Genomic DNA, 20883 nt, shown 5'->3' with positions numbered 1-20883 from the left:
CCATGCTCCTGGCCGCTGCCGCCCTGCTTGCCTCTCCCGCCCTGCCCGCGCCGGTGGCGCATCAGGTTGGGCCCAATCCCCGGCCGATGGAATTCGGCGCCCTGCCCACGCCCGGCCGCCGCCGCAATGCCGCCAGCGGGAACGAGGCCGAGCCGGCCCCGGAAAAGCATGATCGCCTGGCCGACTGCCTGACCGTGGGGCGCAGCAATCCCGGCCTGGCGATCAGCCTGGCGCGGCATTGGCTGGACGAAGTGAAGCTGCCGTCGGAACGCGTGCGCGCCAACCAGTGCCTGGGCATGATGCTGAGCCAGCAGGGCGATTTCGATGGCGCCGTGGCCGCCTTTGGCGATGCCGTGGGCCTGATCCCCGAAGCCCAGGCGGTGGGCGCGGTGCCGCTGATGGCGATGGCCGGCAATGCCGCGCTGGCCGCTGGCAAGCCGCAGGATGCCTTGACCTGGCTGGATCGCGCCACCGTGGTGCACGGCTTTGCCGACAATCTGGCCATGGCCGCGATCCAGGATGACCGCGCCCGCGCCCTGGTGGCGCTCAACCGCAACGCGGATGCCATGGCCGCACTCGCCAAGTCGCACGAACTCGCGCCGCAGAATGCCGAAGGCTGGCTGCTGTCGGCCACGCTCTATCGCCGCGACAAGAACCTCGCCGCCGCGCAGCACGATATCGAAGAGGCCGCGCGCCTGTCCCCGCGCGATCCCGCCGTGGGCGTGGAAGCCGGCGTGATCGCCATGCTGGGCAACCGCGAGGATGCCGCAAAGCAATCGTGGCAATCGGTGGTGGCGATGTCTCCCGCCAGCGACGAGGCCCGCGTTGCCCGTGGCTACCTTGAACAGATCGGCGCGGCCCCCACATCCAGTCCTGTTCCGCCCAAGCCGGGCCAGGATGAGGAAATTACCCGATGAAACTGTCCGTTCTCGATCTGGTGCCGGTGATCGAGGGCGGCACCATCCCCCAGGCCATGGCCGATGCCGCGCTGCTGGCCAAGGCCGCCGAAGAGGCCGGCTATCACCGCTATTGGGTGGCCGAACACCACGGCATGCCCGGCATTGCCGGCGCGGCGGTCTCAGTCGTGCTGGCCCATGTCGGGCACCACACCCAGACCATCCGGCTGGGCGCGGGCGGCATCATGCTGCCCAACCACAACCCGCTGGTGATTGCCGAACAGTTCGGCGCGCTTGATGCGCTCTATCCCGGCCGCATCGACCTGGGGCTGGGCCGCGCGCCCGGTGCCGACCAGCGCATCGTGCGCGCGCTGCGCAAGGATGTGAACCGCGCGGCCGAGGATTTCCCGGCCGACGTGGTCGAACTCCAGGCCCAGTTTGCCGGCGATGCGCGCCTGCCACTGGCTGCCACGCCCGGCCATGGCGCCCCGGTCGATCTGTGGATCCTGGGGTCGAGCCTGTTCGGCGCACAACTGGCCGCCATGCTGGGCCTGCCCTATGCCTTTGCCAGCCACTTCGCGCCCGATCATCTCGACGGCGCGATCAAGCTCTATCGTGAGCGGTTCCAGCCTTCTGCCAGCCTCGAACAGCCCTATGTCATGGCGGCGATCAATGTGCTCTGCGCGCCCAGCGATGAAGAGGCGCAGTTCCTGGCGAGCAGCCAGGACCAGTCGTTCGTGCGGCTGCGCAGCGGCGATCCCGGGCGCCTGCCGCCGCCAATCGCCGGCTATCGCGAGACGCTGGCCGGCCCGCAACTGGCGACGCTCGACCATTTCCGGCAGGTGAGCGCGATCGGCAGCCCCGCCACGGTGCGCGCCGGGCTGGAAGCCTTTCAACACCGCACCGGCGCCGATGAGCTGATCGTGGCCGGGGCCACGTTCGATCCGGCCTTGCGCCGCCGCTCGCTCAGGCTCACCATGGATGCGCTGATGCCGGCTGCGGCGAATACCTAAGGGGCAGATGAGGGCGATGGTGAGGCTTTCATGCCATCACCAGCGGTTTCCGACCCCGCGACGTCAGAGCGGCGGTTTTCAATTCAGGTTTCATTCGTTACCACCCAGCCAACGATAACGAAACGGCGGGCATATGAACCCGACCCGCCCGGGAATGCAGGAAGCGAACGCCATGGCGAGCACGATTGATCCCAATGCCCCAGTCACGCCCTCAGCCGGGGCAGGCGGGGGCGGGCCCGATGCCGAGCATCTGGTTTCAGCCCTGGCTGCGCGCCTGGCCGGCGCCTTGCTGCCTGGTGACGAGGCGGACTTTACCGGGGAGCGCCTGACCGAGGCCGCCCGCTTCACCCTGGCCACCGCCGCCCTGCGCCAGGGGCCCGATGCCGCCGTGGCGATCGAATCGATGGGCGGGCAGCGCGCGCTGCGCATTGCCGTGATCAACGACGACATGCCGTTCCTGGTGGATTCGATCGCGGCAACGATCACCGCGCAGGGCCTGACCATCGAAAAGCTGCTGCACCCCGTGCTGGCGGTGCGGCGCGATCCGCATGGCGCGCTGATCGACCTGCCGAGCGGCGAGGCGATCGGCGAGCTACGCGAATCCATGATCTACCTGGAAACCGAGCGGGCCGATGCCAAGGCCCGCCGCGAGCTGGCCGCCGCGCTGAGCGCGACGCTGGCCGATGTCCACGCCGCGGTGGCCGATTGGCCGCAGATGCAGGGCCTGATGCAGCATGATGCGCGCGGCCTGCCCGATTCCGAAGGCGCCGCGCTGCTGCGCTGGCTGGCCGATGGCATGCTGACCCAGCTGGGCCACGTCACCCGCCACCGCGATGGCACCGTGACCGAGGCGCTGGGCATCTGCCGCGCCACCGATGCGCCGCTCTTGTCCGATGCCTCTTATGCCCGCGCCTTTGCCTGGTTCGACAAGATCGGCACGCGCGGCGAAGACGCGGTGCGCATCCCGCTGATCGTCAAGGCCAACCGCATTGCCCTGGTGCACCGCCAGGTGCCGCTCGACCTGTTCCTGGTGCCGGTGAGCGAGGGTGGCAGGATCACCGCGCTGTCGGTTCACGCCGGGGTATGGACCAGCTCTGCCCTGGCGGCCACGCCCGATCGCGTGCCGCGCATGCGCAGCCAGCTCGATACGCTGATGAAGAAGCTGGGCTTCGATCCGGCCGGCCATGCCGGCAAGGCGCTGGTACACGCGCTGACGGCGCTGCCGCACGATCTGCTGATCAGCTTTTCCGATGCCGATCTGGAACGCATCGCCACCACCATGATGGTGCTGGTCGATCGCCCGCGCCCGCGCCTGGCGCTGGTGCGCGCGCCGCTGGAGCGGCATCTCTATGCATTCGTCTGGCAGCCGCGCGACAGCCAATCGACGCAAGTGCGTGAACAGGTCGCGCAGATGCTGGAGCAGGCCACAGGCGGCCAGGTGCTCGATTGGAGCCTGCAGGTCGAAGGCAGCACCCTGGCGCTGACCCGCTTTGCCATCGACATGCGCGGCGAGGAAGACACGCTTGCCGACGACGGCGAAGGGATCGACGAAGCAGCGCTCGACGCCGCATTCCAGACCCTGGTGCGCGGCTGGGAAGCGGCGGTGGAAGCCGAACTGGCCAAGACCGAGGAACCGACCCGTGCCGCCGCGATCGCCTCGCGCTATGCCCCGGCGTTCCCCGTGGGCTATCGCGCCGGCTATGGCGCGGCAGAGGCCGCAGGCGATATCCGCGTGCTGCGCGCGCTGACGGCTGACGATGCGCCACGTCGCGCCGTGCGGCTGCACCGGCTGAGCGGCGAATCGGCTCTGCGGCTCAAGCTCTATCAGCGCGAAGGCGCGATCGTGCTGTCCGATGCCGTGCCGGTGCTGGAAAACTTCGGCTTCCGCGCGCTGGAAGAAGTGCCCACCGCGCTCGACCATGGCAAGCTGGGCTTCATCCACGATTTCCTGGTTGCCCACCCCGCCGATACCACGCCCGAGGCGCTGCTGGCGCGCGCGACGGCGATCGAGGAATCGCTGGCCGCCGTGCTCAACGGCGTGGCCGAGGATGATGCGTTCAATCGCCTGATCGTGGCCGTGGGCCTGACCGCGACCGAGGCCAACTGGCTGCGCGCCTGGTATCGCTATCTGCGCCAGGCCGGCATGACCTTTGGCATCGCCACCGTCGTCGACGCGCTCAAGAACGCGCCCGACGTCACGCGTGGCCTCATCGGCTTCTTCCGCGCCCGCCACGATCCCGCCTTTGCCGGTGACCGCAAGCACGGCGGCGAGGCCGCGGCCGAGCAGATCCGCACGGGCCTGGGCCAGGTCGCCGCGATCAACGACGACCGCCTGCTGCGCAGCTTCCGCGCACTGGTCGAGGCGATCCTGCGCACCAATGCCTTTGCCCCGGCAGCGGCCGAGGCAGTGGCTTTCAAGATCGATTCGGCGCTGGTGCCCGGCCTGCCCAAGCCGGTGCCGTGGCGCGAAATCTTCGTCTATTCGCCGCGAGTGGAAGGCATTCACCTGCGCGCCGGGCCAGTGGCGCGCGGTGGCCTGCGCTGGTCTGACCGCCGCGACGATTTCCGCACCGAAATCCTCGGCCTGATGAAGGCGCAGCGCGTGAAGAACGCGGTGATCGTGCCGACCGGGGCCAAAGGCGGCTTTTATCCCAAGCAGTTGCCCGATCCCGTGCGCGAGCGCGAAGCCTGGCTGGCCGAGGGCAAGACGAGCTATCAGGTGTTCATCCGCACGCTGCTGTCGATCACCGACAACATCGTCGATGGCGCCGTGGTCCATCCCGAAGGCGTGCTGATCCGCGACGGCGAAGACCCCTATTTCGTGGTCGCCGCAGACAAGGGCACGGCGACGTTTTCCGACGTGGCCAATGCGATCGCGGCCGAGCGCAACTTCTGGCTGGACGACGCCTTCGCCAGCGGCGGTTCCAAGGGCTATGACCACAAGGCGATGGGCATTACCGCCAAGGGTGCCTGGCTGTCGGTTCAGCGCCACTTCCTGGAACTGGGCGTCGATGTGCAGACCGACCCTGTGCGCGTGGTCGGCGTGGGCGACATGTCGGGCGACGTGTTCGGCAACGGCATGCTCTTGTCCAAGTCGCTCAAGATCGTGGCGGCGTTCGATCATCGCCATGTGTTCCTCGATCCCGATCCCGATCCGGCCAAGAGCTGGGAAGAGCGCGCGCGCATGTTCGCGCTGCCCCGGTCGAGCTGGGACGATTATGACAAGAGCCTGATTTCGCAAGGCGGCGGCGTGTTCCCGCGCAGCCTCAAGGCCATTCCGCTCAGCCCGCAGGTCCAGGCGATCCTCGGCGTTGCGGTCGACGAACTCGATCCCGACACGCTGATCGCGCTGATCCTCCAGGCGCCGGTCGACCTGCTGTGGTTTGGCGGCATCGGCACCTATCTCAAGGCGTCGAGCGAGGCGAACGTCAACGTCGGCGATCCGGCCAACGATGCCTATCGCATTTCGGCCAACGAAGTGCGCGCGCGGGTGATCGGCGAAGGCGCCAACCTGGGCATGACCCAGGCCGCGCGCATCGAATATGCCCTGCACGGTGGCCGCGTGAACACCGACTTCATCGACAATTCGGCCGGCGTCGATTGTTCGGACAACGAGGTCAACATCAAGATCGCGCTGGCCAGTGCCAAGCGCGCCGGCCGCCTGGACGAGGATGGCCGCGTCGCCCTGCTGTCCAGCATGACCGACGCGGTGGCGCACCTGGTGCTGGAGGACAACCGCCTGCAGGCGCTGGGCCTGTCCATCGCCGAGCGGGGCGGCACGCAGGCGGTGCCGGCGCTGACCCGACTGATCGACGTGCTGGAAGAAAGTGGCGATCTCGATCGCAAGACCGAAGGGCTAGCGCCGTCGGATGACTATGCCCGCCGCGCGGCGGCCGGCATGGGGCTGACCCGGCCCGAACTGGCCGTGCTGGTATCTTCCACCAAGCTGGTCTTGCAGCGCGCGCTGGAAGAAAGCCCGGTGGTTGACGATCCGGTGCTGGAAGAAGAACTGCTCGGCGCCTTCCCCGCCGCGATGCGCGAGACGTTCGAGACCGATATCGTGCATCACCGCCTGCGCCGCGAAATCATCGCGACCAAGCTGGCCAACCGCATCGTCAACCGGCTTGGCCCGGTGCACCCGTTCGAGCTGGCCGAAGAAGAAGGGATGACCCTGGCCCAGGTCGCTGCGGCATTCGTGGCGGCAGAGCGCCTGCTCGGCCTGGCGGAAACCTGGGCGCTGCTCGATACCGCGCCGATGGGCGAGGCACTGCGCCTGTCGCTGTTCGAACGCACCGCGCAGGCGCTGCGTGGGCACATCGCCGATGTGCTGCGCTCGTGCCATGGCACGCTCAAGCCCGACGCCCTGATCGAGGATCTGTGCGGCGGGGTGGGCCGGCTGTCGCACACCACGGCCGAACTGCTGCGCGGCGAAGCGCAGGCGCAGGCCCGGCGGCTGGGCCAGGAACTGACCGATGCAGGCACGCCGCAGGACGTGGCTGACCGCGTGGTGCATCTGTTCGATCTGGATGGCGCGATCGGCCTGGCGCACCTGGCCGACGAGCTGGATGTGGACGCGGTGGTGCTGACCGGCGCCTTTGCCGATCTGGGGGCCAACCTCGGGATCGACTGGGCCCAGCAGACGGCCGCACGGATGAACCCGTCCGATCCGTGGGAGCGCCTGCTGGTGGCTGGCCTGGCCCGTGATTTCCAGCAGATGCGCATGGAATTCCTGCGCCGCATGGGCGGCAGCAATCCCGATGCCAGCGCGCATCAGTGGCTCAAGGCCAAGGCCGATCCCGTGCGCCAGCTGCGCAGCCTGATCGCCCGCGCCCAGGCAACCGCAGCGGTAACCCCGGCCATGCTGGCCCAGATCGCCAGCCAGGCGCGCAGCCTGCTGCTGCGTTGAATGACGTAAATTAATGGTGCGGCGCGCTTGACGCGCCGCACCATTTGTCCACAACCCTCCTCCCCACGCGAGAGGAGGACTTCATGGGTACATTCGAGGCCGGTTTTGCAGATGTGGTGATCGTCGGCGCAGGCCATGGCGGCGCGCAGGCGGCCATTGCCCTGCGGCAGAACGGCTTTGAGGGATCGATCCTGGTGATCGGTCGCGAGCCCGAATTGCCCTATGAACGCCCGCCGCTGTCCAAGGAATACCTGGCCCGCGACAAGACGTTCGAGCGGATCATGATCCGCCCTGGCGCTTTTTGGCAGGACAAGGGCGTGGAAATGGCGCTGGGCCACGAAGTGGTCGCAGTCGATCCCGAGGCGCGCAGCCTGCGCACCGCCGATGGCGCCACGCTCAGCTATGGCAACCTGATCTGGGCCACCGGCGGCGACGCGCGGCGCCTGTCCTGCGCCGGGCACGATCTGGCCGGCGTGCACGGCGTGCGCACCCGCGCCGATGCCGATCGCCTGATGGCCGAGCTCGACGCCGGGGCCAAGCGTGCGGTGGTGATCGGCGGCGGCTATATCGGGCTGGAAGCAGCCGCGGTGCTGACCAAGCTGGGCTGCCATGTCACCCTGCTGGAAGCCTTGCCCCGCGTGCTGGCGCGCGTGGCCGGAGAGGCGCTGTCCACCTTTTACCAGGACGAGCACCGCGCCCATGGCGTTGACCTGCGCACCGAAGTGGCGGTCGATTGCCTGGAAGGCGATGGCACCAAGGTGACCGGCGTGCGCCTGGCCGATGGCCATGTGCTGCCGGCCGATCTGGTGATCGTGGGTATCGGCATCATTCCCCAGGTTGGCCCGCTGCTGGCCGCTGGCGCCGCCGGAGGCAACGGGGTGGACGTGGACGAATATTGCCGCACGTCGCTGCCGCATATCTATGCGATCGGCGATTGCGCCGCCCATGCCAACGATTTTGCCGATGGCGCGGTGATCCGCCTGGAATCGGTGCAGAATGCCAACGACCAGGCGACCACGGCCGCCAAGGCGATCTGTGGCACGCTGGTGCCGTACAAGGCCACGCCGTGGTTCTGGTCCAACCAGTATGACTTGCGCCTGCAGACCGTGGGCCTGTCGACCGGCCATGATCTCGCCGTGCTGCGCGGCGATCCGGCCACGCGCAGCTTTTCGGTGGTCTATCTCAAGCAGGGCAAGGTGATCGCGCTCGATTGCGTGAACATGGTCAAGGACTATGTCCAGGGCAAGAAACTGGTGGAAGCGCGTTCGCAGATCGCGGCAGAGCGCCTGGCCGATGCCAGCGTGCCGCTGAAAGACATGTTGTAAGAACGTCATTCACACGAAGCCACGAAGGCACAAAGAGAAACTGTGGTTTCCTTGGCGGCTTCGTGGCTTTGTGTAAAAGATCTTGTGATCAGGCCAGCCCGGTCAGCGCCTTGAGATCGGCTTCGGGGCGGGCGCCATAGTGCGAGATGATCTCAGCCGCGCAGACCGCGCCCAGGCGCAGACTTTCAGCGAGCGGCAGCCCGCGCACATGGCCATAGAGGAACCCGGCGGCAAACAGATCGCCCGCACCCGTGGTGTCGACCACCTTGTCGATCGGCTGGGCCGAAACATGGGCTTCCTCGCCGGCGTGGCAGGCATGGGCGCCCTGCGCGCCACGCGTGACGACCAGCGTGGGCACCTTGCCGCTGAGCGCGGCCATGCCATCGTGAAAGTCGTCATGCCCGGTCAGCGCGGCCAGTTCGTGCTCGTTGGCGAACAGGATATCGATCATGCCATCGGCGATCAGCGCGCGGAAATCATCGCCATGGCGCGAGATGACAAAGGCATCCGACAGGGTGAAGGCCACCTGCGTGCCAGCGGCGCGCGCCGCGGCGATCGCCTTGCGCATGGCGGCGCGGGGCTCTTCCGGGTCCCACAGATAGCCTTCGAGATAGAGCACGCCCGATGCAGCGATGACGCCTTCATCCAGCGCGGCCGCCGGCAGGAACTGCGAAGCGCCCAGGAACGTGTTCATCGTGCGCTGGCCATCGGGCGTCACGAAAATCAGGCACTGCGCCGTGGGCGGATCACCCGCACGTGCAGCCGTATCGAAGGCGATCTTGCCGGCGCGGATATCGTGGGCAAAGACCCGGCCGAACTGGTCATCGGCCACCTGGCCGATGAACGCGCACGAGGCGCCCAGCGCGGCGAGGCCGGCCAGCGTATTGGCGGCCGAACCGCCAGAGATTTCGCGCGCCGGGCCCATCGCGGCATAGAGCGCGGCAGCGCGTTCGGCGTCGACCAGGGTCATCCCGCCCTTGGCGAGGCCCAGTTCGGCAATCGCATCGTCGGTGGCAGGGGCCATGACGTCGACGATGGCATTGCCGATGGCAATGACGTCAAAACGGCGCGCTACGGCGGGTTGGGCGGCGGAAGTGTCGGCCATGGTCTCTTTCGCAACGAATGGGGAAGGCAATAACCCTGCCGCCTACCCGCAGCGTCGGCCGGCCGCAAGGCTGCATGCGTTGGCTTGCATCCGCGCCCGCGCCGCGCCATCACCGCGCCATGTTACGCCCTGTTCCGGTCGCCGCCCTTCCCAGCCCTTTCGCGAACGCTTCCGCCCGCCCTGCGTGGCGGGCATGGATGGCCGCCGCCATCGGCGCGGCGCTGTTGGCCGGGTGCAGCGGCGCCGTGCCGAGCAGCAAGGGTCCCGGGCGCTTGCCCGCGCCAGGCCGCACGCCGGGCGGCCGGCCGTCCACGCATCTGCCCGCGCCGCAGCCGCGCCCTGCCCCCACCATCCAGATCGCCCCCGGATTGCAGGGCGTGATCGGCAGCGATGCCGAAGGCCTGGTGCGCCAGTTCGGCCAGCCCCGGCTGGACATCAAGGAAGAAGACGCGCGCAAGCTGCAATGGAGCGGCACCGCGTGCATTCTCGATGCCTATCTCTACCCGCCACAGGGCGGTGGCCGCCCCATCGCCACCTATGTCGATGCGCGGCGGGGCGATGGGCGCGAGGTGGACCGCGCCGCCTGCGTCGCGGCCCTGCGCCAGCGCCCCTGAGCCGCGGGGCTATACCGGCCGCGGCATCGTGCCGGGCCGGTATGCCGCGCGATCAGGTCAGACCTGCCACCACTTGCGGCGGGCGACCGCCACGGTGCCGGTGGGATGACCATCGACATCGGTAATGGTTTCCACGCGCGTGGCCGGCGTTTCCACCACGGGCATTTCAGACAGCGCCTCGGCCCGGCCTTCCGCCCGCGCCGCGCGCATTTCCGCGTCACGCGCGGCGCTCTCGCGATCACGACGGTTCCGCAGCCCGTCATAGCTCCACGCCACCTGGCGGTGGGCGAACAGCGCCAGCAGGCCGCCGGCAATCGCCAGGTTCTTGAGCGCTTCGACCACCTGCGTATGATCGAGCAGGTTGTGGTGGAAGAACAGTATGGTCAGCAGGGTAAAGCCGGCCAGCAGCACGGCAAAGATCCGCGTGGCCACGCCGAACATCAGCGCCAACCCGCCGATCAGCTCGAACAGCCCGACGGGCAGCGCCAGATCGGGCGTCAGGCCGACACCGGCGAGCGCCACTTGCGTGCCGCTGACGTCAAACAGCTTTCCCATGCCAGATATAATGAAAAGAAGCGACAGCAGGATTCGCCCTGCCAAGGCCGCGATGGTGTTCATGGGCGTACCTTTCCATGCCAGTGTCCACCCCCGTCCTCCGATGAGGTTACGGGGCAACAATGGTGGCAAGGCCGGTTAGGTTCCTTGGCCCGCTCGACAGGGCACACCATCACCCCCCAACGGCAGGGCTGATTGCGGGCGCGAATCGCTGCTGACCAGCCATGGGGCAAAGGCCGACACACCGGGGCGCGCGGCCTGTTCCAGCGTCACTTCGTCCAGCACCGCCAGGAATGCCTCCAGTGCGCGGGCGAGGGCGCCGCTCAGCGCGCAATCCCCGTTCATGCGGCAATTGGCGCAATCGACCAGGCGCAACCCCTTTTCCAGCGCGCGCACGACCTGGCCGACGCGCAGCGCTGCCGGCGGCTGGGCCAGGCACAGCCCGCCGTTGCGGCCCCGCACGCTGATGGCAAAGCCTTCATGGACCAGCGCCTGCGCCACCTTGGCCACGTGATGGTAGGACAGCCCCTGTTCTGCCGCAAAGCCGGGCAGCGCCAGCGGCGCATCCGGGTGCCGCGTCATGGCGATCAGCAGGCGCAGGCCATAGTCGGTGTGCTGGGTCAATTGCATCGGCCCAGCCTGCGGCAAAGCGCTTGCACGAATCAAGTAAAACAAATACCGGTATTTTGGATACCACATTAGGAGAACGTCGATGCGAACCGCTTCCGCCCAAGCCATCGCCACGGTCAAGGCCACTGCCCCGGCGCTGGAAAAGCACGGGCTCGCCATCACCACCGCCATGTACAAGCGCTTGTTCGAAAACGCGGAAGTGGCAGCGATGTTTGATCGTGCGGCGCAGGACAGCGGCGAACAGCCACGCCGGCTGGCGGCCGCGATCCTGGCCTATGCCCGCAATATCGACAAACTCGGCGCGCTCACCGGTCCGGTACAGCGCATGGTGGCGCGCCACGTGGAAACCGGCGTGAAGGCGGAACACTATCCGCTGGTGGCAGAAGCGCTGCTGCCGGCGATTCGCGATGTGCTGGGCGCCGAGGTGGCGACCGATGCCGTGCTGGCCGCCTGGGGCGAAGCCTATTGGATGCTGGCCGACATTCTCATCGCCGCCGAAGCGGAAGCCTATGCCGCGGCATGAGGCGCATTGAACTGCCGCGCCATTACAGGCGCGGCAGGGTTACCCCGCGCTGGCCCATGTATTTGCCGGCGCGATCGGCATAGCTGATCTCGCACGGCTCGTTGCCCTGAAGGAACAGGAACTGGCACGCCCCCTCGTTGGCATAGATGCGCGCGGGCAGCGGCGTGGTGTTGGAAAACTCCAGCGTCACGTGTCCTTCCCAGCCGGGTTCGAGCGGGGTGACATTCACGATGATGCCACAGCGGGCATAGGTGGACTTGCCGAGGCAAATCACCAGCACATCGCGCGGCACGCGGAAATATTCGACGGTGCGCGCCAGGGCGAAAGAGTTGGGCGGGATCACGCAGACATCGGTCTTGCGATCGACGAACGAGTTGGCGGCAAAATCCTTGGGATCGACCACGGCCGAATCGACATTGGTGAAGATCTTGAATTCATCGGCCACGCGCGCGTCATAGCCATAGGATGACAGGCCATAGCTGATGCAGCCATCGCGGCGCTGATTTTCCACGAAAGGCTCGATCATGCCCTCGGTCAGCGCCTTGTTGCGAATCCACTTGTCGGAAAGAATGGACAAGGCCGGTCCTTTGCGTGTGCAGCCAGAAAAAAGCTCAGCCCAGGTAGGCTGGGCCGAACGCGCGCGGTAGCAGGAATGACAGGCGTTCTTCAACCACGACCCCGTCGCCCCCGGCACTGAGCACCAGCGGGTCGGTGCCGCCCAGCGCAGCCTGTTCATACAGCACTTGGCGGCAGCGGCCGCACGGGGTGATCGGCTCGCCATCCACGCCCTCGGGCCCGCCGGCCACGGCCACGGCAACAAGCCCGCCGCGCTGCCCGGCATGCCCACCGGCGGCGGTGGCCGTGGCACTGGCCACGGTCTCGGCGCAAAGCGACAGGCCATAGCTGGCATTTTCAACGTTGCAGCCGGTCACCACGCTGCCATCGCCGAACAGCAGCGCAGCGCCCACGGTGAAATGCGAATAGGGCGCATAGGCAGTTTCACGCGCAGCGCGGGCAGCGGCGATCAGCGCGGTGCGGTTTGCGTCATCAGGCATCATCTTCAAATCCATCAGGGTTGCACCACCACCCAGCGCAGCGGGCCGGGCGCGGCCTTGCCGTGGTAGCGATCGGTGGCGGTCCACATCACGAAAGGCCGGCCGGCATAGCCAGGCTCGATATAGTCCTGGCGCACCCAGATGTTGCGATCGATCACCGCGGCCAGGTGATAGCGGCTTTCGATCCCGCGCGAGAGCATCAGGATCGCCGGCTTGCCAGCGTGCATTTCCACCTGGTTGAGGAACGTCGTCAACTCGCTTTGCAGCGCGGCTTCGGTTGGCGGGGTGGGGCAGCTGCGCTGGTTGATATCGAGCGCGACCGCCGGGGGCAGCAGCGCATCCTCGCGCGGGACCATGGTGACGAAATTGGCCGCCTGCGCATCGCCCGGCGCGCACAGATCATAGACATGCACCGCGCCCACCTGCAGCCCGGCGGTGCGCGCCTGGTCGAGGCTGTCGGTAAAGGCATCGTCGCGCCGCTGCGGGCCTTCGCTGGCCGTCAGATAGACGAAATCGGCGCCATCGCCCTTGAGGAGGCGCCAATCGATCGGGGCATCATGCACATCGGCCCAGGCGCCCTGCACCGGAAAATGCTGCCGATCAGGCCGCCACACACGCGATTGCCACCACAGCAGGCCCGCGCCCACCAGCACGGCCAGCAGCAATGCCGCCAGCGCGCGCCGCAACGCCGAATTCCTGCGCTTTGCCATGAAAGAGATTCGCCCAAGCCCTGGTGTGAAAGCGCGGCCCATAGGGCATGGGCAGGATGACGTCAAAATTGACGGCGTCCGGACTCGCGCAGATTTCCACCACCCCCAAACCCCCTCCTCTAAAGAGGATGGGGCTTTTGATCCTCCCTCCGCTCGCGGGGGGAGGTGGCGGCCGCAGGCCGTCGGAGGGGGGCCATGCCCCTGCGTACCTACCCCCGGATATGCAGCACGCAGATCAGGGTGAACAGGCGGCGCGCCGTGGCGAAATCGGTTTCCACCTTGCCGTCGAGCCGTTCGAGCAGCATTTCAGCCGCTTCGTTGTGGACCCCGCGCCGGGCCATGTCGATCGTTTCGATCTCTTGCGCGGTGGCGCGGCGGATCGCCTGGTAATAGCTGTCGCAGATCGCGAAGTATTCGCGGATCGGGCGGCGGAACCGCCCCAGGCCCAGCACGATGCTTTCCAGCAGGCTGCCGCTCTCGTCGGCAATGTCGAGCGTGAGGCGGCCATCGAGCACCGAGAGGCGCAGGCGATAGGGGCCTTCATGACCGGCGGCGCAGGAGCGCAAGGGGCGGAACGTGTTTTCCTCGATCAGGTCGAAGATCGCCACGCGGCGCTCCTGCTCCACATCGGCGTTGCGCCAGACGATCGTCGTTTCGTCCAGCTCGATATGCGAGATGCGCGGGTCCGCCATAAGATCTCGAGTGTTGCAACATGGCGGGCCGCGCAGCAAGCGCCTTGCCGGGCGCAGAGCATGCTACCTTGGTGGAAGAGGGGGCCAAACCGTCCACAGCCTGTGGAAAACGCCTGCGCGGATCGCGCACGTCGCCGCCTTGCCACACCCTTGAGACTGGTTCATTTTGACAGGCATGTCCGCCAGCGAAGCCATTCTCGCGCGTCCGGCCAGTGAGGTCCGTGCGCTTCCCGCCAATGTCGAGGCAGAGGCCGCCTTTCTGGGCGCCGTGCTGATCGACAACCGCATCATGGAAGAAATGACCGTGCCGCTGCGGCCCGATCACTTCTTTGCCCCGGTGCACGGGCGCGTGTTCGAGCGCATCCTGGCGCTGATCGATCGCAAGGCCGTGGTCACCCCGGTCACGCTCAAGCCCTATTTCGAAAGCGACGAGGAACTCAAGGAACTGGGCGGCACCGCCTACCTTGCCCGCCTCACCGCCGATGGCCAGGGCCTGCTGGCACCGCGCGAGCTGGCGCAACAGATCTATGACCTGGCGCTGCTGCGCGAATTGATCAGCGTGGGCCGCAACCTGGTCGAAGGCGCGATGGACACCAGCGAGACGGTCGAGCCGTTGAAGCAGGTGGAGCAGGCCGAAGCCGCGCTGTTTTCCGTGGCCGAAGGCGCGCAGACCGGCAACGAAGCGCAGACCTTTGGCCAAGCCACCCGCGCCAGCCTGGAAATGATCGAGAAGGCGCTGCTGTCGGGCGGCCACATCTCGGGCACGACCACCGGCCTTACCTCGGTCAACGAAAAGATCGGCGGCCTGCACGATTCCGACCTTATCATCCTGGCTGGCCGCCCCGGCATGGGCAAGACCTCGCTGGTCACCAACATCGCGTTCAACTGCGCCGACCGGCTGCGCGATGACATGGCGCGCGGCATCCCGGCCAAGGATTCGGTCGGTGCGGCGGTCGCCTTCTTCAGCCTGGAAATGAGCGCGGATCAGCTCGCCACGCGTATTCTGGCCGAACAATCGGGCATCAGTTCCGAATCGCTGCGCATGGGCCGGATCAGCCGCGAGGATTTCCAGCAGCTGTCGTTCGCCAGCCAGCGCCTGGCCGAGCTGCCGCTGTTCATCGACGATACCCCCGGCCTATCGATCGGTGCGCTGCGCACCCGCGCCCGCCGGCTTAAGCGCCGGCACGATATCGGCCTGATCGTGGTCGACTATCTTCAGCTGCTGTCCGGCTCGGGCAAATCTGACAATCGCGTCAACGAAATCTCGGAAATCTCGCGCGGGCTCAAGACTCTGGCCAAAGAACTGGCGGTTCCGGTGATCGCGCTGTCGCAGCTGTCGCGCGCGGTGGAACAGCGCGACGACAAGCGGCCGATGCTCTCGGACCTGCGCGAATCGGGCTCGATCGAGCAGGACGCCGACATGGTCTGGTTCGTGTTCCGCGAAGACTATTACGTTGCCTCGCGCGAGCCCAAGCGCCCGGTCGAAAGCGATGACGCCAAGACCCACGAAGCCCATGCCGCCTGGATGGCCGAGATGGAGCGCGTGTTCGGCTTGGCCGAGCTGATCGTGGCCAAGCAGCGCCATGGCTCCACCGGCAAGGTGCGCCTGCGTTTCGAGGCGCGGATCACCCGATTCAGCGATCTGGCGCCCGACCAGATGATGCACGACATGGACGATTGATGCCCTTGGCGGGCCGTGCAATTTGCCCGCCGCCGCGCTTTCAACCGGCCACCGGTTTTACAGTTGCGACGAAACGCAGCGCGCATGCGCCGGGCGGCGTCGAATCAGGGAACCACCCGCCTTTGCGCCAGAGTCACAATGGCTTATCGTGGCGCAACGAAATAATAAGGCGGGTTGGGTTAATCCCTCATAATGGTCGGGCTTCCATCAAAGCGTAAATTGCGCATCCTGGCTGCTGCACTGGCAGCCTTTCCGGCCCTGGCGGCCACATCGCCTGCGGTGCAAAGCCGCCCGCCGGCCGCAGTACAAAGCGCGCGTGACCTTGCCATTCAGCAACGCGTCGCCTCCATTGCTGCTGCCGCGCGCGGCCGCGTGGGCGTTGCCGCGATGGACCTGGACGGCGGCGGGCAAGTGCTGATCAATGGCGACATGCCCTTTCCCATGGCGAGCACCGCCAAAGTGGCCGTATCCGCCACGTTCCTGCAGATGGTGGAGCAGGGCCGGTTCCGGCTGGACCAGCCCCTGCCGATGATGATGCCGGTGCCCGAGGCGGCCGGACGCCGCAATCTCGTGGCGATGGTTCGCCCTGGCCCGGTCTATACCGCACAGACCCTGATCGAAAAATCCATCACGCGCAGCGACAACCACGCCACCGATGGGCTGATCGCGGCGGTGGGTGGCATCGGCGCGGTCAACCGCTTCCTGACGCAGACCGGCATTTCCGGCCAGCACCTTGATCACACCATGGCCACGCTGGTGCGTGACGATGGGCGAATCAACCCGGCCCGCGCCATCGACACCGGCACGTCGAGCACGCCGCGGGCGATGATCGCGCTGCTTTCGGCGATCGACCGCGGTGGCGCGCTGGGCCCACAGGCCCGCGCCGTGCTGCTCGATACGATGACCCGCACCAGCACCGGCCGCAACCGCATCCGCGCCGGCTTGCCCGAGGGCGTGCTGCTGGCCCACAAGACCGGCACGCTGGCCGGGGTGACCGATGACGTGGGCATCGTGCGCATGCCCGATGGCCGCCACCTGGCCATGGCGATCTTCGTGGCCGGGCCGGAAAACCACACGGCCCAGGCCGGGATGATCGCGCGCATTGCCAGCGCGCTCTATACCGGATTCCTCCAGCCGTCAGACGGACCGAACCTGACGGGCGAAGTTTCGCGCCGGCGGTAACGCCGCGTCGCGCTAGCGCCCTTCGACAGGCTCAGGGCGGACGGGACCGTTGACAGTCCAGCACGAGCGCCGTTCGGGCTGAGCTTGTCGAAGCCCGTTAGCGCAAGGCCCAGCACCATCCCCAAGCCCCCTCCTCTAAAGAAGAGGGGGCTTTTGGCGTTCTGCTCCTCCTCTTCCGAGGGGAGCGGGGGTGGTGATGGACGCCACTGACATCGCTGCGCCGCACAAGCCGTTTTATCGCGATTCGCGCCGCACACGCGAAAAAGGGCGCGACCACGAAGGTCACGCCCTTTTCTATCTGTAACCTGCCCTTGCGGGCGGGGATTACATCTTCGCGGCAGCGCTCGCGTCAGCGGCGGCTTCCGAAGCCGAAGCGCTGGCGTCAGCAGCAGCAGCCGAAGCGTCGGCCGAAGCGTCAGCAGCTTCGCTGGCAGCTTCAGTGGCGGTGTCAGCCGGCTTTTCCGAGCAGCCGGCGAGGGCGAAGGCGGTGCCGGCGACGGCGGCGAGGATGAGCTTGCGCATGCGTTACAATCCCTGGATTGAAGTGAACCGCGCCGGGCAAAGCCCGCCGCAAAGCCTACTCCCACGGTAGACTTCGACGTCCCAATTAATCGGCAATTCATCGGCTTGCAAGCACAAGACGACAGCATTGCGACGGGCCGTCGCTATCGCCCTTAGCGGCAAGGGTTTTTTGCGCGAGCGCTGCTGCGCCAAAGCGCCCTGTCAAAGCGATGAGCCGTTAAATCCGCGTCATTCCCTTACGCAACTGCACACATTCATAAGGGTGCAACCGCAAACGGCGCGGCCTGTTCCAGATTCAGCACCAGACCTGTGCGAATATGATCCAACATACTGCCTGCATGGGCGGATTTGCCTGACCCGCGCGTGATCGGCCATGCCGGGCAACGCCCGGCCCCACGCCCGGCGTTGTGGAATTTGTCCACCCCGCCTAGGACACTGGCCATGGATTCCCGCAACCACCTCTATCTCGTCGATGGCTCGGCCTATATTTTTCGGGCCTATCACCGCCTACCGCCGCTGACCAACCCGCAAGGCGTGCCGGTGGGCGCGGTCTATGGCTATACCACCATGCTGTGGCGCCTGGCCGAAGACCTGCACAAGGCCGATGGCCCCACCCACCTGGCGGTGATCCTCGACAAAAGCTCGATCACGTTCCGCAACGCCCTGTACGATCAGTACAAGGCCAACCGGCCGCCGCCGCCTGAAGACCTCAAGCCGCAGTTCCCGCTGATCCGCGATGCGACGCGCGCGTTCAGCCTGGCCTGCATCGAGGAAGAAGGCCTGGAGGCGGACGACCTGATCGCCAGCTATGCCCGCGCCGCCACGGCCCAGGGCTGGGACGTGACGATCGTGTCGTCCGACAAGGACCTGATGCAGCTGGTGGGCAAATGCGCCCAGGGCGGCACGGGCTGCGTCGACATGCTCGACACGATGAAGAACCAGCGCATCGGCATTCCCGAAGTGGTGGAAAAGTTTGGCGTTCCGCCCGAACTGGTGGGCGATGTGCTGGCGCTGATGGGCGATGCGGTGGACAACGTACCCGGCATTCGCGGCATCGGCCCCAAGACTGCGACCAAGCTGATCGTGGAACACGGCGGCCTGGAAGGCGCGCTCGCCGCCGCGCCGACGATGAAGGCGGGCAAGCTGCGCGACAGCCTGATCGAGCAGGCCGACATGGCGCGCCTGTCGCGCCAGCTGGTGGCGCTCAAGGAAGACTGCCCGCTGCCCGTGCCGCTGGAAGACTTTGTCCTGGGGGCGATCCCGCCCGAGCCGCTGGCCGCCTTCCTGACGACCCATGGTTTCACCAGCCTGCTGCGCAAGCTGGGCACCCCCGCGCCTGCCGCTGCGGCCGCGCCGGCGGGCGATTCGCCGGCATCGGGCACGGCGGCCACGCCCGCCCCGGCCGAATCGACGCGCCAGCCACTGCCGACCTGGCCGGCGATCGACCGCGACGCCTATCCGTGCGTGCAAACGCTGGAGGCCTTGCAGGAATGGATCGACCGCGCCTTTGCCGCGCGGCTGGTGGCGATCGATACCGAAACCTCGGCCCTCGATTCGATGCGCGCCGATCTGGTCGGCGTGAGCCTGGCGGTGGGCGCAGGCCAGGCCTGCTATATCCCGCTGGGCCATCGCGGCACCGACATGTTCAGCGAGGTGCCCAGGCAGATCCCGCGCGAGGCGGCGCTGGCCGCGCTCAAGCCGCTGCTGGAAAGCGCGGCGGTGATCAAGGTGGGCCAGAACATCAAGTATGATCTGACCGTGCTGGCCCGGCACGGCATTGCTGTGGCGCCGATCGACGATACCATGGTGATGAGCTTCTGCCTCGATGCCGGGCGCAGCGAAACCGGCCTGGCCGGCCATGGCATGGATGAACTGGCCGGGCGCCATCTCCAGCACACCACCATGCTGTTCAAGGACGTGTGCGGCAGCGGCAAGAAGCAGATCTCGTTCGCCGAAGTGCCGCTGCCCGACGCCACGCGCTATGCCGCCGAGGATGCCGACGTGACCTGGCGGCTACACCAGCTGTTTGCCCCGCGCCTGGCCGACGAGGGCGGCACGCGCATCTATCAGCGGGTCGATCGTCCGCTGGTGCCGGTGGTGGCGCAGATGGAGCGCCACGGTATCCGCGTCGATCGCGAGCAGCTGGTCAACCTGTCCACCCGCTTTGCCGCCGAGATCGCGCGGCTCGAAGCCGTGATCCACGAAAAGGCCGGTGGCCCGTTCACCATCGGCAGCCCCAAGCAGCTGGGCGACGTGTTGTTCGACAAGCTGGGCTACAAGGGCGGCAAGAAGGGCAAGAGCGGGCAGTATTCCACCGACCAGTCGGTGCTGGAAACGCTGGCCGGCCAGGGCGCGGAAGTGGCCACGCTGGTGCTGGAATGGCGCCAGCTATCCAAGCTCAAAAGCACCTACACCGATGCGCTGCAGGCCGCGATCAACCCCGATACCGGCCGCGTCCACACCAGCTATAGCCTGGTCGGCGCGCAGACCGGGCGGCTTTCGTCCAACGATCCCAACCTGCAGAACATTCCGATCCGCACCGAGATCGGGCGCGAGATTCGCGAGGCCTTCGTGGCCGAGCCGGGCCATGTGCTGCTGAGCGCCGACTATTCGCAGATCGAGCTGCGCCTGGCCGCGCATATCGCTGACGTTGCGCCGTTGCGCGAAGCGTTCGAGCAGGGCGAGGACATCCACGCCCGCACCGCGCGCGAGCTGTTCGGCGAGGTGAACCGCGACACTCGCGGCCGTGCCAAGACGATCAACTTCGCCATCCTCTATGGCATCAGCCGCTGGGGCCTGGCCACGCGGCTGGGCACCACGGCCGACGAAGCCCAGGCGATGATCGACCGCTATTTCGAGCGGTTCCCCGGCATCCAGCGCTATATTCACGAAACGCTGGAAAGCGTGCGCGCCAACGGTTTTTCCGAAACGCTGTTTGGCCGCAAGACCTGGTTCCCGCGCATCAATTCGGGCACCCAGGCCGAGCGCCAGGGCAGCGAGCGTGCAGCGATCAATGCGCCGATCCAGGGCACCAGCGCCGATATCATCAAGCGCGCCATGGCCCGCATGCTGCCCGCGCTGGCAGAAGCCGGGCTGCCGCGCGTGAAGATGCTGCTGCAGGTGCACGACGAACTGGTGTTCGAACTGCCCGAGGAAGACGTGGCCGCCGCGAGCGAGGTGATTCGCGCGGTGATGGCGGGGGCGGCAGCGCCATCGGTGCAATTGACCGTGCCGCTGGGCGTGGAGATCGGCACCGGGCGGAGCTGGGGCGCGGCGCACTAAACGCGCAACACGCCCTCCCCCCAGCCCCTCCCGCAGGCGGGAGGGGAGCTAACCCTTCTCCCCTTCCCGGACGCAGAAGGGGATCATCCTGCTTCTCCCCCTCCCGCTTGCGGGAGGGGGTCGGGGGGAGGGCATGTGACACCAACAACTGCCACCGATTTGGCAGCACCCCCACCCGCCCCCTTGTGACCC

The 20883-nt window shown here is 67.2% G+C and carries 17 protein-coding genes; 9 read left to right on the top strand and 8 right to left on the bottom strand.

From position 1 onward, the window contains the following. The first annotated feature begins 2 nt into the window (after positions 1 to 2). From SCA01S_RS04555 to SCA01S_RS04540, 4 genes are all read left to right on the top strand, one after another. On the top strand, positions 3 to 917 hold the full coding sequence (locus SCA01S_RS04555) for a tetratricopeptide repeat protein (RefSeq protein WP_062783357.1): 915 nt from the start codon (positions 3 to 5) through the stop codon (positions 915 to 917). Next, positions 914 to 1909: an LLM class flavin-dependent oxidoreductase gene (locus SCA01S_RS04550; protein ID WP_062783354.1), complete on the top strand. Its 996-nt coding sequence runs from the start codon at positions 914 to 916 to the stop codon at positions 1907 to 1909. Before SCA01S_RS04555 ends, SCA01S_RS04550 begins: the two co-directional genes overlap by 4 nt. A gap of 172 nt (positions 1910 to 2081) precedes the next feature. Then, the gene (locus tag SCA01S_RS04545) at positions 2082 to 6815 is read left to right on the top strand and encodes an NAD-glutamate dehydrogenase domain-containing protein (RefSeq protein WP_084390790.1); all 4734 of its coding nucleotides are present in this window, start codon (positions 2082 to 2084) and stop codon (positions 6813 to 6815) included. A gap of 83 nt (positions 6816 to 6898) precedes the next feature. Further along, on the top strand, positions 6899 to 8140 hold the full coding sequence (locus tag SCA01S_RS04540; RefSeq protein ID WP_062783351.1) for an NAD(P)/FAD-dependent oxidoreductase: 1242 nt from the start codon (positions 6899 to 6901) through the stop codon (positions 8138 to 8140). 88 nt (positions 8141 to 8228) lie between these two features. Here SCA01S_RS04540 and SCA01S_RS04535 read toward each other — a convergent pair whose 3' ends face one another. Beyond that, positions 8229 to 9245, bottom strand: a complete 1017-nt coding sequence (locus SCA01S_RS04535) for an adenosine kinase (protein WP_022674531.1) — start codon at positions 9243 to 9245, stop codon at positions 8229 to 8231. 197 nt (positions 9246 to 9442) lie between these two features. On the opposite strand from SCA01S_RS04535, the gene SCA01S_RS04530 reads away from it, so the two are divergent. Beyond that, entirely contained in the window at positions 9443 to 9859 is a 417-nt protein-coding gene (locus tag SCA01S_RS04530) for a hypothetical protein (protein ID WP_062783348.1), read from the top strand. A 57-nt stretch (positions 9860 to 9916) separates the two neighbouring features. Here SCA01S_RS04530 and SCA01S_RS04525 read toward each other — a convergent pair whose 3' ends face one another. Then, complete coding sequence (locus tag SCA01S_RS04525) at positions 9917 to 10477, bottom strand: DoxX family protein (RefSeq protein ID WP_084390769.1); 561 nt, start codon at positions 10475 to 10477, stop codon at positions 9917 to 9919. A gap of 75 nt (positions 10478 to 10552) precedes the next feature. Next, positions 10553 to 11044: an RrF2 family transcriptional regulator gene (locus SCA01S_RS04520; RefSeq protein WP_084390768.1), complete on the bottom strand. Its 492-nt coding sequence runs from the start codon at positions 11042 to 11044 to the stop codon at positions 10553 to 10555. Positions 11045 to 11126: 82 nt separating this feature from the next. On the opposite strand from SCA01S_RS04520, the gene SCA01S_RS04515 reads away from it, so the two are divergent. Further along, positions 11127 to 11567 carry a globin domain-containing protein gene (locus SCA01S_RS04515; protein ID WP_062783345.1) on the top strand — a complete coding sequence of 147 codons (441 nt, stop codon included), beginning with the start codon at positions 11127 to 11129 and terminating at the stop codon, positions 11565 to 11567. A 22-nt stretch (positions 11568 to 11589) separates the two neighbouring features. On the opposite strand, the gene dcd is transcribed toward SCA01S_RS04515, so the two are convergent. The 4 genes from dcd to SCA01S_RS04495 form a co-directional block, all read right to left on the bottom strand. Beyond that, positions 11590 to 12144, bottom strand: a complete 555-nt coding sequence (gene dcd / locus SCA01S_RS04510; protein WP_062783342.1) for a dCTP deaminase — start codon at positions 12142 to 12144, stop codon at positions 11590 to 11592. Positions 12145 to 12178: 34 nt separating this feature from the next. Next, a complete protein-coding gene (locus tag SCA01S_RS04505; protein ID WP_233250983.1) occupies positions 12179 to 12625 on the bottom strand; it encodes a cytidine deaminase in 447 nt (148 codons plus the stop codon). Between the two features lie 11 nt (positions 12626 to 12636). Then, positions 12637 to 13332, bottom strand: a complete 696-nt coding sequence (locus SCA01S_RS04500; protein WP_054131703.1) for a glycoside hydrolase family 25 protein — start codon at positions 13330 to 13332, stop codon at positions 12637 to 12639. 209 nt (positions 13333 to 13541) lie between these two features. After that, positions 13542 to 14024, bottom strand: a complete 483-nt coding sequence (locus SCA01S_RS04495; protein ID WP_022677662.1) for a UPF0262 family protein — start codon at positions 14022 to 14024, stop codon at positions 13542 to 13544. 175 nt (positions 14025 to 14199) lie between these two features. Here SCA01S_RS04495 and SCA01S_RS04490 point away from each other — a divergent pair, with 175 nt between their 5' ends. Together SCA01S_RS04490 and SCA01S_RS04485 are read left to right on the top strand one after the other, a co-directional pair. Beyond that, on the top strand, positions 14200 to 15705 hold the full coding sequence (locus SCA01S_RS04490; RefSeq protein ID WP_054131702.1) for a replicative DNA helicase: 1506 nt from the start codon (positions 14200 to 14202) through the stop codon (positions 15703 to 15705). A gap of 219 nt (positions 15706 to 15924) precedes the next feature. Then, positions 15925 to 16887, top strand: coding sequence for a class A beta-lactamase (locus SCA01S_RS04485; protein WP_022677664.1), 963 nt, complete (start codon positions 15925 to 15927; stop codon positions 16885 to 16887). A gap of 324 nt (positions 16888 to 17211) precedes the next feature. Here SCA01S_RS04485 and SCA01S_RS04480 read toward each other — a convergent pair whose 3' ends face one another. Continuing rightward, entirely contained in the window at positions 17212 to 17409 is a 198-nt protein-coding gene (locus SCA01S_RS04480) for a hypothetical protein (RefSeq protein ID WP_022677666.1), read from the bottom strand. Positions 17410 to 17850: 441 nt separating this feature from the next. Between SCA01S_RS04480 and polA the strand changes: the two genes are divergently transcribed. Next, positions 17851 to 20691 (top strand): DNA polymerase I, encoded by a 2841-nt coding sequence (polA, locus tag SCA01S_RS04475; RefSeq protein ID WP_062783339.1) that lies wholly within the window; start codon positions 17851 to 17853, stop codon positions 20689 to 20691. Positions 20692 to 20883: the final 192 nt, after the last annotated feature.

The organism is Novosphingobium capsulatum NBRC 12533, assembly GCF_001598375.1.
In the GTDB taxonomy this organism is placed as follows: Bacteria; Pseudomonadota; Alphaproteobacteria; order Sphingomonadales; family Sphingomonadaceae; genus Novosphingobium; species Novosphingobium capsulatum.
This window is presented reverse-complemented; position numbering and strand designations above follow the sequence as displayed.

Bases quoted from the DNA above. Each gene is read 5' to 3' on its own strand.
- SCA01S_RS04555 (WP_062783357.1), top strand. From the start codon at position 3: ATGCTCCTGGCCGCTGCCGCCCTGCTTGCCTCTCCCGCCCTGCCCGCG.
- SCA01S_RS04550 (WP_062783354.1), top strand. From the start codon at position 914: ATGAAACTGTCCGTTCTCGATCTGGTGCCGGTGATCGAGGGCGGCACC.
- SCA01S_RS04545 (WP_084390790.1), top strand. From the start codon at position 2,082: ATGGCGAGCACGATTGATCCCAATGCCCCAGTCACGCCCTCAGCCGGG.
- SCA01S_RS04540 (WP_062783351.1), top strand. From the start codon at position 6,899: ATGGGTACATTCGAGGCCGGTTTTGCAGATGTGGTGATCGTCGGCGCA.
- SCA01S_RS04535 (WP_022674531.1), bottom strand. From the start codon at position 9,245: ATGGCCGACACTTCCGCCGCCCAACCCGCCGTAGCGCGCCGTTTTGAC.
- SCA01S_RS04530 (WP_062783348.1), top strand. From the start codon at position 9,443: ATGGCCGCCGCCATCGGCGCGGCGCTGTTGGCCGGGTGCAGCGGCGCC.
- SCA01S_RS04525 (WP_084390769.1), bottom strand. From the start codon at position 10,477: ATGAACACCATCGCGGCCTTGGCAGGGCGAATCCTGCTGTCGCTTCTT.
- SCA01S_RS04520 (WP_084390768.1), bottom strand. From the start codon at position 11,044: ATGCAATTGACCCAGCACACCGACTATGGCCTGCGCCTGCTGATCGCC.
- SCA01S_RS04515 (WP_062783345.1), top strand. From the start codon at position 11,127: ATGCGAACCGCTTCCGCCCAAGCCATCGCCACGGTCAAGGCCACTGCC.
- SCA01S_RS04505 (WP_233250983.1), bottom strand. From the start codon at position 12,625: ATGATGCCTGATGACGCAAACCGCACCGCGCTGATCGCCGCTGCCCGC.
- SCA01S_RS04500 (WP_054131703.1), bottom strand. From the start codon at position 13,332: ATGGCAAAGCGCAGGAATTCGGCGTTGCGGCGCGCGCTGGCGGCATTG.
- SCA01S_RS04495 (WP_022677662.1), bottom strand. From the start codon at position 14,024: ATGGCGGACCCGCGCATCTCGCATATCGAGCTGGACGAAACGACGATC.
- SCA01S_RS04490 (WP_054131702.1), top strand. From the start codon at position 14,200: ATGTCCGCCAGCGAAGCCATTCTCGCGCGTCCGGCCAGTGAGGTCCGT.
- SCA01S_RS04480 (WP_022677666.1), bottom strand. From the start codon at position 17,409: ATGCGCAAGCTCATCCTCGCCGCCGTCGCCGGCACCGCCTTCGCCCTC.
- polA (WP_062783339.1), top strand. From the start codon at position 17,851: ATGGATTCCCGCAACCACCTCTATCTCGTCGATGGCTCGGCCTATATT.